At 60.5% G+C, this 16196-nt stretch carries 17 protein-coding genes; 16 read left to right on the top strand and 1 reads right to left on the bottom strand.

The features are described from left to right. Positions 1–14 precede the first annotated feature (14 nt). The 14 genes from OKQ63_RS14950 (at position 15) to OKQ63_RS14880 (ending at position 13643) form a co-directional block, all read left to right on the top strand. A complete protein-coding gene (locus OKQ63_RS14950) occupies positions 15–1292 on the top strand; it encodes an ABC transporter substrate-binding protein (protein ID WP_264210848.1) in 1278 nt (425 codons plus the stop codon). A gap of 70 nt (positions 1293–1362) precedes the next feature. Beyond that, complete coding sequence (locus tag OKQ63_RS14945) at positions 1363–2076, top strand: ABC transporter ATP-binding protein (RefSeq protein ID WP_264210847.1); 714 nt, start codon at positions 1363–1365, stop codon at positions 2074–2076. Next, entirely contained in the window at positions 2076–2870 is a 795-nt protein-coding gene (locus OKQ63_RS14940; RefSeq protein WP_264210846.1) for an ABC transporter ATP-binding protein, read from the top strand. The genes OKQ63_RS14945 and OKQ63_RS14940 overlap by 1 nt, the downstream gene beginning before the upstream one ends. Further along, positions 2867–3727, top strand: a complete 861-nt coding sequence (locus tag OKQ63_RS14935) for a branched-chain amino acid ABC transporter permease (RefSeq protein WP_264210845.1) — start codon at positions 2867–2869, stop codon at positions 3725–3727. The genes OKQ63_RS14940 and OKQ63_RS14935 overlap by 4 nt, the downstream gene beginning before the upstream one ends. 3 nt (positions 3728–3730) lie before the next feature. Further along, positions 3731–4801: a branched-chain amino acid ABC transporter permease gene (locus OKQ63_RS14930; RefSeq protein WP_264210844.1), complete on the top strand. Its 1071-nt coding sequence runs from the start codon at positions 3731–3733 to the stop codon at positions 4799–4801. A 2-nt stretch (positions 4802–4803) separates the two neighbouring features. Further along, positions 4804–5391: a VOC family protein gene (locus OKQ63_RS14925; protein ID WP_264210843.1), complete on the top strand. Its 588-nt coding sequence runs from the start codon at positions 4804–4806 to the stop codon at positions 5389–5391. Positions 5392–5423: 32 nt separating this feature from the next. Then, positions 5424–7181 carry an FAD-dependent oxidoreductase gene (locus OKQ63_RS14920; protein WP_264210842.1) on the top strand — a complete coding sequence of 586 codons (1758 nt, stop codon included), beginning with the start codon at positions 5424–5426 and terminating at the stop codon, positions 7179–7181. Between the two features lie 13 nt (positions 7182–7194). After that, complete coding sequence (locus tag OKQ63_RS14915; protein WP_264210841.1) at positions 7195–7851, top strand: glutathione S-transferase family protein; 657 nt, start codon at positions 7195–7197, stop codon at positions 7849–7851. 37 nt (positions 7852–7888) lie between these two features. Next, the gene (locus tag OKQ63_RS14910) at positions 7889–8773 is read left to right on the top strand and encodes an intradiol ring-cleavage dioxygenase (RefSeq protein ID WP_264210840.1); all 885 of its coding nucleotides are present in this window, start codon (positions 7889–7891) and stop codon (positions 8771–8773) included. A 3-nt stretch (positions 8774–8776) separates the two neighbouring features. Continuing rightward, on the top strand, positions 8777–9619 hold the full coding sequence (locus OKQ63_RS14905) for a 3-oxoadipate:acetyl-CoA acetyltransferase (RefSeq protein WP_264210839.1): 843 nt from the start codon (positions 8777–8779) through the stop codon (positions 9617–9619). Then, the gene (locus OKQ63_RS14900) at positions 9619–10275 is read left to right on the top strand and encodes a malonic semialdehyde reductase (protein WP_222509332.1); all 657 of its coding nucleotides are present in this window, start codon (positions 9619–9621) and stop codon (positions 10273–10275) included. Before OKQ63_RS14905 ends, OKQ63_RS14900 begins: the two co-directional genes overlap by 1 nt. 46 nt (positions 10276–10321) lie before the next feature. After that, positions 10322–11368: a C4-dicarboxylate TRAP transporter substrate-binding protein gene (locus OKQ63_RS14895; RefSeq protein WP_264210838.1), complete on the top strand. Its 1047-nt coding sequence runs from the start codon at positions 10322–10324 to the stop codon at positions 11366–11368. Then, positions 11369–13327 (top strand): TRAP transporter large permease subunit, encoded by a 1959-nt coding sequence (locus OKQ63_RS26145; RefSeq protein WP_350356285.1) that lies wholly within the window; start codon positions 11369–11371, stop codon positions 13325–13327. A gap of 7 nt (positions 13328–13334) precedes the next feature. Continuing rightward, positions 13335–13643 carry a YciI family protein gene (locus OKQ63_RS14880; protein WP_264210837.1) on the top strand — a complete coding sequence of 103 codons (309 nt, stop codon included), beginning with the start codon at positions 13335–13337 and terminating at the stop codon, positions 13641–13643. Between the two features lie 409 nt (positions 13644–14052). Here OKQ63_RS14880 and OKQ63_RS14875 read toward each other — a convergent pair whose 3' ends face one another. Next, a complete protein-coding gene (locus OKQ63_RS14875; RefSeq protein ID WP_264210836.1) occupies positions 14053–14481 on the bottom strand; it encodes an organic hydroperoxide resistance protein in 429 nt (142 codons plus the stop codon). Between the two features lie 112 nt (positions 14482–14593). On the opposite strand from OKQ63_RS14875, the gene OKQ63_RS14870 reads away from it, so the two are divergent. Both OKQ63_RS14870 and OKQ63_RS14865 read left to right on the top strand, forming a co-directional pair. Then, a complete protein-coding gene (locus OKQ63_RS14870; RefSeq protein WP_264210835.1) occupies positions 14594–15040 on the top strand; it encodes a MarR family winged helix-turn-helix transcriptional regulator in 447 nt (148 codons plus the stop codon). A 182-nt stretch (positions 15041–15222) separates the two neighbouring features. Next, a complete protein-coding gene (locus OKQ63_RS14865; RefSeq protein WP_264210834.1) occupies positions 15223–15939 on the top strand; it encodes an IclR family transcriptional regulator in 717 nt (238 codons plus the stop codon). Positions 15940–16196 lie beyond the last annotated feature (257 nt).

The raw sequence follows: 16196 nt of genomic DNA, 5'->3' as shown, positions 1-16196 counted from the left end.
AGGGAGGACAAGAGATGCTGACAAGACGGAAACTGCTTAAATCAACGGCGGCCATCGGGCTGACCGCTGCAGCCTCGGGACTGGCCGCTCCTGCCATCGCCAAAGGTGCGCGTATTCGCGTGGGCTATGTGACGCCGCAATCAGGGCCTTTGGCTGCTTTTGCCGAAGCCGACCAGTACATCCTGGGTGGCTTCGCCGACACAGACGCAGGCAAGAATTTTGAGGTCATCGTCAAGGACAGTCAGTCGAACCCTAACCGGGCAGCCGAAGTGGCGCAGGAACTGATCATCGACGAGGAAATCGAATTGATGCTGGTTGCGTCGACGCCCGAGACGACCAACCCGGTGACCACCACCTGCGAGAATGAGGAGATCCCCTGCATCTCGACCGTAGCGCCCTGGCAGCCCTGGTTCATCGGCCAGCAGGGCAACCCGGGTGATCCCGGCAGCTGGCAGCCCTTCGATTATGCCTACCACTTCTTCTGGGGGCTCGAGGATGTCATCGCAGTCTTCACAAACATGTGGGGCCAGCTGGACAGCAACAAATCCGTTGGCGCCCTGTTTCCGAATGACGGGGATGGCAATGCCTGGGGCGATCCCAACGTAGGTTTCCCCCCGGTTCTGGCCGAGCAAGGGTATGGTCTGACCGACACAGGCCGTTATCAGAACCTGACAGATGATTTCACGGCCCATATCAATGCCTTCAAACAGGCAAACGTGGAGATCGTAACAGGGGTCGTGATCCCGCCGGATTTTACCACTTTCTGGACCCAGGCCAAACAGCAGGGCTTCACCCCAAAGGCGGCATCGATCGGCAAGGCGATCCTGTTCCCGCAGGCAGTCGAGGCGTTGGGCCGCACCGGCCACAACCTCAGTTCAGAGGTCTGGTGGTCGCCCACCCATCCCTTCACGTCTTCCCTCAACGGGATGTCAGCAGGCGGCCTGGCCGAAGGGTACACAGCAGCCACCGGGCGTCAGTGGACACAGCCGATCGGCTTCGTACACGCGCTGTTTGAGGTTGCCGCCGATGCTTTGGGCCGCGTGAGCGACACCCGTGACCCTGATGCCGTTTCCGAAGCGATTTCCGCAACCCAACTGGACACGATCGTTGGCCCGCTGGCCTGGGACGGTGCCGGGGTGCCCCCCTTTGCCGCACGCAATGTGGCAAAGACGCCGCTGGTCGGCGGACAGTGGCGCCTCAAGGAAGGCGGCGGCTACGATCTGGTAATCGTGGACAACAAGACGGCCCCGGCAGTGCCCACAGGCGGCACGATGGAAATCCTCCCCGACTGAGGCGGTCCGGGGCATTGCGGTTCGCCGTTCTGTCCCGGATTGCCCTTTTTTCCAAGCGGAGTTCAAGCCAATGTTAGCGCTTCAGAACGTCTCAAAGAGTTTCGGTGTGCTGAAGGTGACCGACGACGTCACTTTCGACGTCCCTGCGGGGCAGGCCCTGGGGATCATCGGGCCCAACGGGGCAGGCAAGTCGACCTTGTTCAACCTGATCACCGGGAACCTGATGTCCGATAGCGGGGCAATAGTCTTCGACGGTCAGGATGTCACCCGCACGTCCGCGATGCGGCGCTGCCTTGGCGGTGTCGGGCGGTCGTTCCAGATTCCGCAGCCTTTTGAGAAACTGACGGTCTTTGAGAACTTGCTGGTCGCTGCAAGCCACGGCCGGTCCGCATCTGAAGCGCATGTTACGCAAATCTGCGCCGAGGTGCTGGAGCGCACCGGCCTTTTGCCCAAGGCAAATGCGGCAGCGGGCTCGCTCTCCTTGCTGGAGCGCAAGCGCCTTGAGTTGGCACGGGCTATGGCAACCGGCCCGAAGCTCCTGCTCCTGGACGAAATCGCCGGCGGGCTGACCGAAGGCGAGTGCCAGTCGCTGGTGCAGACAATCCGCGGAATTCACGCGGAGGGCGTGACGATCATTTGGATCGAGCATGTGCTGCACGCGCTTACGTCGGTGGTGGAACGCCTGCTCGTTCTCGACTTCGGCCGGGTTATCGGGATCGGCGATCCCGCCAGGATCATGGAGAGCCGTGAGGTGAAGGAAATCTACCTGGGGGCCGAAGTCTGATGGCATTTCTGGAGACACAGGGCCTGACCGCTCACTACGGGGATTTCCAAGCGCTTTTCGGGGTGGATATCCGGCTCGAACCTGGCGAGACGGTAGCGATCATCGGTGCCAACGGCGCTGGGAAGAGCTCGCTGATGCGTTCTCTCACCGGGGTTTTGCGAAATGCCCCCGGACAGATCCTGCACAAACAGACAGAGATTGGCCATCTGCCGCCCGACACCGTCATGAAGCGCGGCATTGCAATGGTGCCCGAGGGGCGCAGGCTTTTCCCATCGCTGACGGTCGAAGAAAACCTAATCATCGGAGGCCAGCACAAGGGAGGCGCCGATCTGGGCGACCGGATCGGTTCATGGCTCGCCAGACTGACCGGTTCTTCGGGTCCAATGGACGTGGCTGCGTGCCGCGACGGATCCGGCTATTGGACGTTGGACACGGTATACGCCCTCTTTCCAGTTCTGCACGAGCGGCGCCATACGCCCGGAACTGCACTCTCCGGCGGGCAGCAGCAGATGGTGGCAATTGGCCGTGCCCTGATGTCGAACCCCGAAATCCTCCTATGCGATGAGATCAGCCTCGGCCTGGCGCCGGTGGTGATACGCGACATCTACGCCGCCTTGCCGATGATCAAGGACAGCGGTGCCAGTCTGATCGTGGTGGAGCAGGACATCAGCCAGGCGCTGAGGGTGGCTGACCGGGTCTACTGCATGATGGAAGGCAGGATCACCCTGTCAGGCCGTCCCTCGGAGATTTCCCGCGAGGACATTCACACAGCCTATTTCGGAGCAGCGGCATGATCTGGATTGACACCATCGTCCAAGGCATTCTTCTCGGCGGTCTCTATGCACTGTTCGCAGCAGGACTCAGCCTCGTTTTCGGGATCATGCGGCTGGTCAACCTGGCCCATGGCGATCTGATTGTGCTGGGATCCTACCTGATCCTGCTCTTGGCCAGTGCTTTGGGGCTCCACCCCTTTGCTGCTGCAATTGCCGCCATGCCGGCCATGTTCCTGCTTGGCTGGAGCCTGCAGAAGCTGGTTCTGAACCGGGCCTTGGGAGAGGATATCCTGCCGCCGCTCCTGGTGACCTTCGGCCTGTCGATCGTCATTCAGAATGTGCTGCAAGAGAGTTTTTCGGCTGACAGCCAGCGCCTGTCTGCTGGCGCGCTGGAGACCGCCTCGGTCGGCCTCGGACCGGTCACCGCCGGAGTGATGCCGCTCTTGACCTTTGGTTCGGCAATCCTGGTTATCCTGGCGTTGAACCATCTGTTCTATCGCGCTGCCATAGGCCGCGCCTTCCGGGCCACATCAGATGATGCGGTGACTGCCGGCCTGATGGGCATCCGCCCGGACCGGGTCTTCGCCTTGGCTACCGCGATTGCCATGCTGGTGGTGACCATCGCAGCGCTCTATCTCGGCACGCGGTCGAATTTTGACCCCTCTATTGGTCCGGCCCGGCTGATCTACGCCTTTGAAGCGGTGATCATCGGCGGTTTGGGCAGCCTGTGGGGGACACTTGCCGGGGGCGTGGTGATCGGTGTCGCGCAAACTTTGGGCGCCGCAATCAATCCCGAGTGGCAGATCCTCGCCGGGCATGTTGCTTTTCTCATTGTTCTGCTGATCCGCCCGCGCGGCCTGTTTCCGAGGGAGGCTTGAGCCATGGACATGCCCTATGCAGTTACAACCCGCACAAGCGCATCCGCTATTGCCTTGATCCTTGGCCTTTCGGTGCTGGCCCTGCTCTTTGCAGCCCCCGCCTTTGTCTCGCGCGGGCTGATCCAGGATCTGTTCTTTATCCTGACCATGCTGGTGCTGGCGCAGTTCTGGAACCTTCTGGCGGGTTATGGCGGATTGGTTTCCGTGGGGCAGCAGGCCTTTGTCGGGATCGGGGCCCATGCCCTTTACGGATCGGTCATCCTGGGCGGAGCGGACCCTGTATCCGCGCTGCTGCTTTCGGGCGCGGCGGCGCTGGTCCTGGCCGTGCCCACCGCATTCTTTGCCTTCCGGCTGCATGGAGCCTATTTCGCCATCGGCACCTGGGTCATCGCCGAGGTCGCGCGCCTGATCATCGCGCAATGGCACGCGGTCGGAGGCGGAACCGGGACGTCGCTGCCGCGCGATGCCCTGCGCGAAATGATGCTGGTCAGCTGGGTTCAGGACACGCTAGGCGTGCGCGCCAGCGCGGCACGGGACATTCTCGCCTACTGGCTGGCACTGGCCCTGGCTGTGGCCACGATTGCCGGCATCTACTGGCTGCTGCGTTCCAAGCGGGGGCTGGCCCTGGCAGCAGTGCGCGACAACACCGAAGCAGCAAAATCCGTCGGCGTGGACGCGGGCCGGATGAAGTGGCTGGTGTTTCTGACCGCATCCTTTGGCACCGGGATCGCTGGCGGGCTGATCTATCTGCAAAAGGCGCGGATCTCGCCGGATGCCGCATTCAGCGTCACCGATTGGACCGCCTACGTGATCTTCATCGTGGTGATCGGGGGATTGGGCACTATCGAGGGTCCTATTCTGGGCGTCCTTGTCTTCTTTGCCCTGCAAAGCCTGCTGGCAGATTTCGGTACCTGGTATCTGATGGCGCTCGGGCTGGCCGGCATCGCAGTGATGCTGTTTGCCCCGCGCGGGCTGTGGGGCCTGATTTCCGAGAGAACCGGATTGCAGCTCTTTCCCGTGCAGCGCCGGTTGACCGGCGGCCTTCTCGCCCAATCCAACAGAAAGGAAACCTAAAGATGCGTATCGCCTCTATTTTGCTTGCTGCATCATTGGCCGCCGGACAGGTCAATGCGTCGGACACCAACGGCCTGCCAGGCATGGCGGGGGTCGACCACATCGGCATTACCGTGCCGGACCTGGATCAGGCTGTGACCTTCTTTACCGGTGTTCTGGGCTGCACTGCGTTTTATCCGCTGGGCCCGTTTTCCGGCGGCGACAGCGCCTGGATGCAGGATCATCTGAACGTGGATCCCAAGGCAACGATTCCGGCCATGCGCCTAATCCGCTGCGGCAACGGCGCCAATCTGGAGATCTTCCAATACACCGCACCGGACCAGAACCCGGTACCGCCGCGCAATTCCGACATCGGCGGCCATCACATCGCCTTCTACACCACCGACATGGCGGCGGCGGTCGCGTATCTGCAAGACCAGAATGTCCAGGTCTTGGGGGCGCCCACAACCATGACCGAAGGGCCTAGCGCCGGCGAAACCTGGGTCTACTTCATGGCGCCCTGGGGCCTGCAGCTGGAACTGGTCAGCTATCCGGGCGGCAAGGCCTACGAGGATAGCTTTGAGGGCCGTCTCTGGGATCCCCGGTCCTGAACACATAACCCCAAAAAAGAGGAGGAGCTGACATGGCAACGTTCACCACCGATGTTCTCATCATCGGAACCGGCCCTGCGGGCTCTGCAACGGCGGCGCTCTTGTCGAGCTACGGCATCGGGAACATGGCCGTTAACCGCTATCGCTGGCTGGCCAACACACCGCGGGCGCATATCACCAACCAGCGCACGATGGAGGTGCTTCGCGATCTGGGCCGCGAGGTGGAAGACGAAGCCTATATGTTCGCCGCCGGGCAGGAATTGATGGGCGAAAATGTGTTCTGCGAGAGCCTTGCCGGTGAGGAAATCGGCCGCTTGAAGTCCTGGGGCAACCACCCGCTTTCTCAGGCCGAACACAAGCTGTCATCACCCTGCATGATGAACGATCTGCCGCAAACAATGATGGAGCCGCTGCTGTTCAAGACCGCCTGCGCGCGCGGAACGCAAGCACGCATGTCGACAGAATATCTGAGCCACGCACAGGATGACGAAGGGGTGACGACAACCTGCCGCGACCGCCTGTCCGGCGCGGAATTCACCATCCGGTCGAAATACCTTGTCGGTGCGGACGGCGGCAATTCCCTGGTTGCGGAACACTGCGGCTTGCCGTTCGAAGGCGAAATGGGTGTGGGCGGGTCGATGAACATCCTGTTCAAGGCGGACCTGTCCAAATATGTCGCCCACCGTCCCAGCGTCCTGTACTGGGTGATGCAGCCTGGCGCGGACGTAGGCGGCATCGGCATGGGGCTGGTGCGGATGGTGCGGCCCTGGAACGAATGGCTGATTGTCTGGGGGTACGACATCAGCCAGCCCGCGCCCGAAGTGGACGAGGCGCTGGCCACCCAGGTCGCGCGGCAGCTGATCGGCGACCCGGAGCTCCAGATCGAGCTGATCTCGGCCAACACCTGGACAGTGAACAACAAATACGCCACCAACATGCAGAAGGGACGTGTGTTTATCATGGGCGATGCGGCCCACCGGCACCCGCCGTCTAACGGCCTGGGGTCAAACACGTCGATCCAGGACAGTTTCAATCTGGCCTGGAAACTGGCAGCGGTTCTGAAGGGCCAGGCAAGTGAAGGGTTGCTGGACAGCTACACCGCCGAACGCGCGCCTGTCGCCAAGCAGATCGTCACCCGTGCCAACCAGTCGATCAGCGAATTCGGTCCGATCTTTGAATCTCTGGGCATGACCGAGGGCGTGAAACCGGAAGTGATGCAGCAGAACCTTGTGGCGCGTTGCGATGCCACCCCCTCGGCCGAGAAGCAGCGCGAAGCAATCCGCGAAGCTATTGCGTTCAAGAAGTACGAATTCGATGCCCACGGGGTCGAGATGAACCAGCGCTACCGGTCGAATGCGATAGAGACTGACGGACAGATTGAGCCTGCCTTTGAACTGGATGCTGAGTTGCACTACCAGCCGACAACCTGGCCTGGCGCGCGCATACCGCATGTCTGGCTGTTCGAACACGGCAGCGGCGCAAAGCATTCGACATTGGATTTGTGCGGAAAGGGCCGCTTCACGATCTTCACCGGCATCGGCGGCGAGGCATGGGAAACCGCAGCCCGCGACGTGGGCGAGGAACTGGGCGTTCCGCTGGATGTCCGGCTGATTGGCCCGCGTCGCGATATCGAGGATCTGACCGGGGACTGGGCAAGGGCCCGTGAGGTCTCGGACACCGGTTGTATTCTGGTGCGCCCGGATCATCACGTCGCCTGGCGCACGGATTCACTGACTGCAGATCCGGCGGCAGACCTGCGCCGCGTGATGTCCAAAATCCTGGCACACTGAGGCGGACGGGGCGATGACCAATCTGCCGATACTTTGGGGGCGGGGCAGCTCAACCAACGTTCAGAAGGTGCTCTGGACGTGCGCCGAGTTGGGTATTCGTCTGGATCATCGCCCGCTGGCTGGCGAATATGGAGGCAATCAATCCGCCTGGTTTCTTGCGCTGAACCCGAACGGCACCGTGCCTGTCTGGCAGGAAGAAGACCATGTGCTGTTCGAAAGCCAGGCAATCATGCGCCACCTCGCACGGCGCTGTGGGGCGCTCTACGGGTCGGACACCACCGCAATGGCGCAGGTCGACTGCTGGCTGGACTGGTTCGCCCTAGTCTTCTGGCCGCCGATCAGAATGCTGTTTCTGGATGTCGTGCGGGACCAAAAGATTGCGCCCGACGATCCTTCAGCCAGCGCGGCTCTTCAGAAGGCCGCGACGTTTACCGAACGCGCTGCGGGCCGGATCGCCAGGTCTCCCTATATGGCAGGGCCTGAGTTCTCTCTCGCCGATATCGCGCTGACGATCGGCCTCAACAGAATGCAGGGCCTGTCGCTGGGGATCCCGATCCCGGATCCCTTGCGCGCCTGGATGGAAGGGCAGCGGCGGCGGCCGGGGTTCGCCTTTGCGACCAAGGAAGAACCTGACCTGCCCGGGCACACCGGAAGCAAGCCAAACGAATGACCGGGGCACAGCCCCGCCCCAGAAGGAGGACAACCCAATGGACGCCCAAGAACAAGGATTTTTCACCGAAGCCGACAGCGCGGAAGTCGTGATTGGACGCATGCAAAAATGTACTGACCCGCGACTGAAAGAGGTTATGGCGGTCATAATCCGGCACCTTCACGCTGCCGTGAAAGAAATCGAACCGACCCGTGAGGAATGGATGGAAGCCATCATGTTCCTGACCGAGACCGGCCACATGTGCGACGACTGGCGGCAAGAATTCATTCTGCTGAGCGACACCTTGGGCATTTCAATGCTGGTGGACGCCATCAATTCGCGCCGCCCCACCGGGGCCTCCGAGAATACCGTGCTCGGGCCATTCCATGTTGACGGAGTGCCGGAACTCGAAATGGGAACGAACATCTGCCTGGACGGCAAGGGCGAGCCGATGCTTGTGCATGGCCGCATTCTTGATGTCGAGGGCAACCCGCTGGAAGGCGTTTCCGTTGATGTCTGGCAGGCAAATGACGAGGGTTTCTATGACGTGCAGCAGAAGGGTATCCAGCCGGACTTTAACCTGAGAGGCAAATTCACCACCGGTGCCGATGGGCGTTACTGGTTCAAGGCCGTGAAGCCCAAGTTCTATCCGATCCCCGATGACGGGCCGGTCGGCAAGCTGCTCTACAAGCTGGAACGCCACCCGTTCCGCCCGGCGCACTTCCACTACATCATCGCAAAAGACGGCTTTGACCCTCTGACCACGCATATTTTTGACCCGGACGATCCCTACATCAACTCGGATGCGGTCTTTGGCGTGAAAGAAAGCCTGATGGCCAAGTTTGTGCCGGTCGAAGATCCGGCCAAGCAGGCCGAGAACGGCTTTGACGGTGTTTACTATGATGTCGAGCACGATTTCGTGCTGGCGCCGAAGGGAGCCTGAGAGATGGCGGAACCCTGTATCATCTGCGTGGCGATCACCGGCTCGCTGCCGACCAAGGCGAACAACCCGGCAGTACCGGTCACCATCAGCGAACAGATCGAAAGCACCCACGAAGCCTTTGAAACCGGCGCCACCATCTGCCATGCCCATGTGCGCAACGACGATCAGACGCCGTCCAGCGACCCGGAAAAGTTCGCGCGCCTGCAGGAAGGTCTGCAGAAGCATTGCCCCGGGATGATCATTCAGTTCTCGACCGGCGGGCGCTCCGGCGCCGGGCAGGCGCGGGGCGGCATGCTGTCCTTGCGTCCCGATATGGCATCGCTTTCGGTTGGCTCCAACAACTTCCCGGCCCGCGTCTACGAGAATCCGCCGGATCTGGTTGCATGGCTTGCCAGCGAAATGAAGACCCATGGCATCAAACCCGAGATCGAGGCCTTTGATCTCAGCCACATATTGAAAGCTGCCGAGATGCACGCTGCTGGTGAGATCGCGGACACGCCATATGTGCAATTCGTCATGGGTGTGAAAAACGCCATGCCGGCGGATCGTCACGTTTTTGATTTCTATGTCGAAACCGTGAACCGCCTGTTCCCCGGCGCCCCTTGGTGCGCTGCGGGCATCGGGCGCGAGCAGTTGAAGATCAACAAATGGTCCATAGCCGCAGGCGGCCATGCCCGCACCGGGCTTGAGGACAATGTTCGCATCGACCGCGGCACACTGGCGCCTTCAAACGCTGCGCTGGTGCGGCTCACCGCCGGGATTTGCGCAGAGAACGGCCGCCCGGTGGCAACCCCGGATCAAGCGCGCGAGATACTAGGGCTCCCCCCTTTCCAAAGGAGAAACTGATGACAGACCCCGTGATTGCGGCGGATGATGCCGCCCGAACTGCTGCCAAGGCTCTGCAGGACCGCGCACTGACCGCAGACGAAGCCACCTTGCAGCTGTTGTTCCACCAGGCCCGCACCCATTATGGCTGGCAGGACCGGGACGTCAGCGACGACAGTCTGCGCGCACTGTATGAAATTGCGAAAATGGGTCCAACATCGATGAACCAGCAGCCGATGCGGGTGCTTTTCATCCGCTCGGAAGACGCCAAGGACCGGCTGGAGCCTTGCCTGTTCGAGGGCAACCGCCCCAAGATGCGCACGGCTCCGGTCACGGCAATCGTCGCCTATGACCTGAACTTCTGGGAAGAGCTTCCCAAACTGTTCCCCCCGAACCCGGAAGCCAGCGATATCTTCCGCAACAACGCCACGGCGGCACAAGTCAACGCCTTCCGCAATGGCACTTTGCAGGGTGCTTATTTCATGCTGGCCGCCCGGGCCGTGGGGCTGGATGTGGGCGCCATGTCAGGTTTCGACAACGCCAAGGTGGATGAGGAGTTCTTCCACGGCACTTCGATCAAGTCGAACTTTCTCGTGAACCTCGGATACGCCGACACATCCAAGATTTTCAGGCGCTTGCCCCGGCTCGGCTACGAGTCCGTATGCGAAACGCTGTGAAAGGCAAAGACCCAAGTCCGAGCCGCTCAAAACAGGAGGAGAAATCATGAAACATAGTATTGCAGCTCTTGCATTCGCCCTGACGGCCGCCGGAGCCCAGGCCGAGACCTTCAACCTCACCATGTCGTCAAGCCATCCCGAGGTGCTGCCCTGGGTGGGGCAGCTTTCCACGACCGTAGTGGAACAATCCAATGCACGCCTTGAAGCGATGGGATCAGAGGACCGCATCGAATGGACGGAATCCTATGGCGGAGCGCTTTATGGCTTCAAGGACACACTTGAGGCAGTTGGCGACGGCCTTACCGACGCAGGCTGGGTCGGCACGCTTTGGGAAGGGTCCAAGATGCCGCTCCAGAACATGACCTATTTCATGCCTTTCGTGAGCGACGATCTGGTGGCCACGCTCAAGATCATGAACGAACTCCACCGCGAACTGCCACAACTGCAGAAAGCCTGGGACGACCAGAACATCGTCTTCCTCGGGGCAAGCGGGGTCGAGACCTATCACCTGTTCACCAACTTTCCGGTCAACTCTCTTGCTGACCTGGACGGCCGCAAGATCATTGCGCCGGGTCCCTCGGCGAGCTGGATCAAGTCCGTTGGCGCGGTGCCGGTCAACGGAGCGCTCCCCACCTATTACAACCAGATTCAGACCGGAGTTGCCGACGGTGTCGTTGTCATCGTCACCGGCGCATTTCCAAACAAGCACTACGAAGTTGCACCCTATGTAACCCTGGTTGGGATCGGCGCGCAGATGACCGGCGGGTTTGGCATCAACAAAGATGTCTGGGATGGGCTGTCGGATGACGTGCGGCAGGTTCTGACCGAACTGGGCGAAGAATACACCGTGGCCCATGCAGAAGAAGTAATGGCCCGCTACGAGAGCTTCTTGGCGAAACTGCCCGAGGCTGGCGCTACCGTGACCCAATTGCCCGAGGCTGACATCAAGGCCTGGAAAACAGGGCTGCCGAACCTGGCCGGCGAATGGGCCGAGGCCAATGCTGCGAAAGGCGCGCAAGAGGTTGTTTCCGCCTACATGAAAAAAGTGCGCGCGGCAGGCATCACACCTAAGATCGCTTGGGACGCACGTTAAATGATCTCTGAACGGCAATTCCGGCACACTACCGACCGTGCCGAAGCAGGTGTCCGGTCGCTGACGGGTTTCGTCAGCGGCGCGGCCTCCATCTGGATTTTCTGCCTGATGCTCCTGATTTGCGGAGATATCTTTGGCCGCACTGTCCTGAACACGCCATTGCAGGGTGTCAGTGAAATCGTGGCGAACTCGATTGTGGCCATCGTTTTCCTGCAGGCCGCCCACGCCTTGATGAGCGGCCGGATGACCCGGACGGATATCCTGATCGGCTGGCTGGAGGCGGAGCGCCCGTTCGCGGCGTCCCTGATCCGCATCGTTTTCCACATGGCCGGCATTTTCGTGTTTGCGGTCATTGCCACGGGCACCTGGCCCAAACTGGCCGATGCATGGATAGAGAACGAGTTTTTCGGCGCACATGGCGTTTTCACGGCTCCGGTTTGGCCGATCAAGGCCTGTTTGTTTGCCGGATCGCTTCTGACCTGCCTGGCTTTTGCCATCCAGGTGCTGCACGACATCAAAACACTGGCCGGTTCCGGCCGCGTTGCCCCCTTGAAGATCCTTCACACGCCGACCGTGCAGCCCCGGGGCTGGGGCTATTTTGCGGCTTTCGCTGTCCTGCTGGTCCTGGGCTATCTGTTGTTTTCAGCCGATCTTGGCCGTGTGCAGATAGGTCTGGTGGCAATTGCCTTCATGCTGCTTCTGATTTTTTCAGGCGCTCATATTGCCGTCGCGCTGATCGTGCTTTCCTTTCTTGGAATCTGGCTGATCCGCGACAATCCGAATGTGGCCATGCGTTCCCTGGCGCTGGCAGCTGACGGGGCAATCAACCGCTACCTCTTTGGCGTCGTCCCGCTTTTTGTCTTGATGGGGCTGGTTGTGGATGCTGCCGACATCGGCAAAGATGCCTTTCGCGTCGCGGCCTGGCTTTTGCAGAAAATCAAGGGCGGGCTGGGAATGGCGACAGTCGCGGCCAACGCGGTCTTTGCCTCGATTACGGGCATCTCGATTGCCTCTGCCGCGGTTTTCAGCCGCGTGGCAGTCCCCCAGATGGTCGCCAACGGCTACAACAACCGCTTTGCGCTGGGGGTTGTCGCGGGGTCTTCGGTGCTGGGAATGCTGATCCCCCCCAGCCTTCTGCTGATCATCTATGGCGTGTTGGCCGAGGTCTCTGTTGGCGCACTGTTCCTGGCAGCTATCGTGCCCGGCGCACTACTCGCGGCAGTCTTTGGCATAGGCATCTATCTGATGGCGCACCTGCGGCCGCGTCTGGTTATGCAATCCGAACGCCCCACAGTGATCGAGGGTGAAACCTGGGGCAGCGCAGTGACCAAGCTGACACCGATTGCAGTCCTGGTGCTGATAGTTCTTGGCGGCATCTACTCCGGTATTTTCACTCCGACCGAAGCCGGAGCAGCAGGTGCCGCCGCCGCCATCGGCGTGGCCCTCGCCCGGCGCAAGCTGACCTTGCGGCGCTTCTGGAACGTTCTGGTGGAAACGGGGCTTGTTTCCGTCTCTATTTTGATGCTGATCATCGCGGCCTCGATGTACTCAAGGATGCTGACGCTTTCGACCATACCGCAAGAAGTCACTGCGCTTTTCACCAGCGCCGGGCTGGGGCTTTATGGTTTTCTGCTGGTCTATGTGGCGATCGTCATCGTGATGGGAATGATCCTGGACAGCACCTCGATCATGCTGATCCTTCTGCCACTGGCGCTGCCCATTGTTCCGGAACTGGGTGGGGACCTGGTCTGGTTCGGCATTGTCACGGTGATCGCAGTCGAGATCGGTCTTCTCACCCCGCCTTTCGGTCTGACGGTCTATGTGGTCAAGGCCACAATCGCCGACCGTAACACGACATTGGGAGACATCTTCATCGGCACGTTCCCCTTTGTGATCATGATGTCAATCGTGACGCTGATCCTGATGTTCTTCCCGTCTCTGAGCCTTTTCTTCAGGTAGGTAAATCATGCATGTCGTTGTCCATGCGCTCGATAAACCGGATGCGGTAGAGCGCCGCCTGTCGCACCTGGCTGCGCATCGCGCCTATCTGGATACTGCACCGGACGCGCACGGCCTGACCGTGCTGCTGTCCGGGCCGCTCACAATCGGGGATCAGGAAACAATGACCGGTAGCTTCTTCCTGCTCGAAGCACCGCACCTAGAGGCGGTCGATGAGATGATTGCACAGGATCCGCTGAGGCTCGCCAATGTCTGGGAAACTGTCCGTATTAGCAAGGTGTTGATAAGGCAAAACAAAATGGGAGACAGCGGCTAGGTTCTGGACACATGGTCTTTCAAAGACAGAAGATGCTTTGCCTCCTGGAAAGTGGACCGCCTGAAACTAGAGTTTTCGGCTACTCTTGCTGCTCCCCAAGCTTGGGTCACCGAAAGTTGGATTTTGCAGGGGCAGAGCACCGTTGCACAACCGGGTGTTAGACGTGCATCCTTGTTCTCAGTCTACCCTTAAAGCGGCCGCGCGGGGCAGACCAGAGGATGCGAGGGGCGCGCGAGGCGAAACCGGGGGCGATGAGCCAGCCGCAACTTCCGTGCTGGCGGTCCCTTCGACGGCTTTGGCATGGTCGAACTGCAGCATGACCCCCGCCAGGAAGTTCGGCCGCACCGAGATGTTACGGCCGAAGCTTGAGGGGCTATTTCCCTTTAAAACGATTTGCCGCCGCCTGTGGTCACCGGATTTCGGTGGTCACCTCGACGTTGCCCCGGATTGAATTGGAATAGGGGCAAAGCTGGTGAGCAGCGTCGGTTAGATGCTTGGCGGCTTCCTTGTTGACGCCGGGCAGCGAAACGGCAAGCGTGACCTTCAGGCCAAACCCCCCGGCGTCGCGCGGTCCGATGCCGACAGCGGTTTCGACCTCCACGTCGCTGGGCACCTTCGGCAGGCTAGCGTCCTGGGTGGTCGCGAATTTCATCGCGCCGATGTAGCAGGCGGAATACCCCGCAGCGAACAGCTGCTCGGGGTTGTAGCCATTGCCGTTGCCGCCCATTTCGGTCGGCGGGGCGAGGTTCAGCACCAGGTCGGTGCCGGCAACCTTGGCTGTGCCATCGCGGCCTCCGGTTGCGGATCCATGGGCGGTATAGATTGGGGAGACAGACATTGAGAGTTCCTTTTATCGACTGCGATTGTATCGCGAGCGATATATATTGCGTAGCTATGCATCGATCAACCGCTTGCGATAATATCGCCTGCGATCTATGTGTGACGACAAGATGACAAAACATGCCCTGCCTCTGAATCAGCAGTTCTGCTTTGCGATCTATTCACTGAATAGCGCGATGGGACGACTTTATCGGCCGGTGCTGGCGGAGTTCGGGCTTACCTACCCGCAATACCTGGTTCTCCTTGCCCTGTGGGAACGTGACGGCCAGACCGTTGGTGAACTGGGGAAGGTGCTGTTCCTGGAAACCAACACGCTCACCCCGTTGCTGAAACGGATGGAGGTCGCGGGCATGGTTCAACGCCGCCGCAGCTCTCAAGATGAACGCCGCGTGGCCGTCACCTTGACGGAAAAGGGCAAGCGTCTCGAGGACAGGGCGCATGACATCGGTCTTTGCGTCACCCGAGCCGTCGACCGGGGTGATACGGATATCGGGGCGCTTCGCGATCAAATTGCCGACCTGACGGAACGCCTGCGCGCCGCAGTTTCATCTTCGTAGCCGAGGCCGTTTCGCCTGCGGTCTGCGATGCCAACGGGCCATCGTGCGACCCCGTAGGTCAGGGCGATTATTTTGAGGCCAGCATCCGATGCTCACCATAGCCACAATGGAATGGTTCACGCGCCCCGAGCTGTGAGGCAGGAAGAGCGTGACAAACGCCCAGCATTGCTGAATATGGTCCTATGCCTGATAGTACCATTCAATCGGTAGAACGCGCCACGGTGATCCTTGAGGTCATCGCCCGCCAGGGCGGCAGTGCCCAGCTCGCCGTGATTTCCGACATCACTGGTCTTAAAATGACCACAGTGCATAATATCCTTCGCACGCTTTCGAACCTCGGCTACCTGCATCGCCGCTCCGGTAATAGTGCTTATTATCTCGGGGCGCGCATCCTCAACCTTGCGCGGATCGCGGGCGACGACGACCATTTGCGGGCATCGCTGCAGCCTGCGCTTGTGCGGATCACCGAGTGGACGGGATTTGCCTCCTATCTTGCGGTTCCCAGCGGAGATCAAGCGTTGTACCTTGATGTGTGCGGCCCGGGCGCTGACGACATGAACTCGCCGGTGGACCGACGGGAACCACTGGAAGGAACGGCTGTGGGTCTTGTCTTCCTTGCCTTCATGCCTGCGTTGGAGACACGCGTGCGGCATCGCCGTGATCTGTCGCAGGATGGAGTGACCGACGCGCGATTATTGGAGGTTCGCCGTCTGGGCTTCGCACTCGACTTCGAATTCTTCACGCCTGATCGTCACTGCGTTTCGATCCCGGTCAGGGAACAGGGAGAGGTTCGAGCTGCACTCGCCATTACCGGTCCCAAAGGCGAACTTACCGAAGCCCGGATGCGCGATGCGGCGTGGAAAATGTTGAGAATTTCGGCCGAAGTTCAGCAACACTGAATAAATTGCGCTCTCGCATGGTCGCCCCTTTCCAACAAGGCTGTCACGTCCGAAGTGGGTCCTTGCAAGCGGGCGGCGCTCCGCAGGACAAGGAGACGATCCCATGCATCAGAACATCATTCGCACCGTCATCGACACGGCGCGCGCCAAGGCTGCACAGGATGGCTTTGCGATTAATATCGCTGTCGTTGATGCCAGCGCCCAACTCGCCGGGTTCGAGCGTACGCTCGAGACTTCAATAGAGCACTGGGCCAAAC

Source organism: Leisingera thetidis (assembly GCF_025857195.1).
GTDB lineage: Bacteria > Pseudomonadota > Alphaproteobacteria > Rhodobacterales > Rhodobacteraceae > Leisingera > Leisingera thetidis.
The sequence above is the reverse complement of the archived record's forward strand: the minus strand, read 5'-3'. Positions and strand labels throughout refer to the sequence as shown.

Excerpts from the sequence above, each read along its gene's own strand:
- OKQ63_RS14950 (WP_264210848.1), top strand. The coding sequence starts at position 15 with ATGCTGACAAGACGGAAACTGCTTAAATCAACGGCGGCCATCGGGCTG.
- OKQ63_RS14945 (WP_264210847.1), top strand. The coding sequence starts at position 1,363 with ATGTTAGCGCTTCAGAACGTCTCAAAGAGTTTCGGTGTGCTGAAGGTG.
- OKQ63_RS14940 (WP_264210846.1), top strand. The coding sequence starts at position 2,076 with ATGGCATTTCTGGAGACACAGGGCCTGACCGCTCACTACGGGGATTTC.
- OKQ63_RS14935 (WP_264210845.1), top strand. The coding sequence starts at position 2,867 with ATGATCTGGATTGACACCATCGTCCAAGGCATTCTTCTCGGCGGTCTC.
- OKQ63_RS14930 (WP_264210844.1), top strand. The coding sequence starts at position 3,731 with ATGGACATGCCCTATGCAGTTACAACCCGCACAAGCGCATCCGCTATT.
- OKQ63_RS14925 (WP_264210843.1), top strand. The coding sequence starts at position 4,804 with ATGCGTATCGCCTCTATTTTGCTTGCTGCATCATTGGCCGCCGGACAG.
- OKQ63_RS14920 (WP_264210842.1), top strand. The coding sequence starts at position 5,424 with ATGGCAACGTTCACCACCGATGTTCTCATCATCGGAACCGGCCCTGCG.
- OKQ63_RS14915 (WP_264210841.1), top strand. The coding sequence starts at position 7,195 with ATGACCAATCTGCCGATACTTTGGGGGCGGGGCAGCTCAACCAACGTT.
- OKQ63_RS14910 (WP_264210840.1), top strand. The coding sequence starts at position 7,889 with ATGGACGCCCAAGAACAAGGATTTTTCACCGAAGCCGACAGCGCGGAA.
- OKQ63_RS14905 (WP_264210839.1), top strand. The coding sequence starts at position 8,777 with ATGGCGGAACCCTGTATCATCTGCGTGGCGATCACCGGCTCGCTGCCG.
- OKQ63_RS14900 (WP_222509332.1), top strand. The coding sequence starts at position 9,619 with ATGACAGACCCCGTGATTGCGGCGGATGATGCCGCCCGAACTGCTGCC.
- OKQ63_RS14895 (WP_264210838.1), top strand. The coding sequence starts at position 10,322 with ATGAAACATAGTATTGCAGCTCTTGCATTCGCCCTGACGGCCGCCGGA.
- OKQ63_RS26145 (WP_350356285.1), top strand. The coding sequence starts at position 11,369 with ATGATCTCTGAACGGCAATTCCGGCACACTACCGACCGTGCCGAAGCA.
- OKQ63_RS14880 (WP_264210837.1), top strand. The coding sequence starts at position 13,335 with ATGCATGTCGTTGTCCATGCGCTCGATAAACCGGATGCGGTAGAGCGC.
- OKQ63_RS14875 (WP_264210836.1), bottom strand. The coding sequence starts at position 14,481 with ATGTCTGTCTCCCCAATCTATACCGCCCATGGATCCGCAACCGGAGGC.
- OKQ63_RS14870 (WP_264210835.1), top strand. The coding sequence starts at position 14,594 with ATGACAAAACATGCCCTGCCTCTGAATCAGCAGTTCTGCTTTGCGATC.
- OKQ63_RS14865 (WP_264210834.1), top strand. The coding sequence starts at position 15,223 with ATGCCTGATAGTACCATTCAATCGGTAGAACGCGCCACGGTGATCCTT.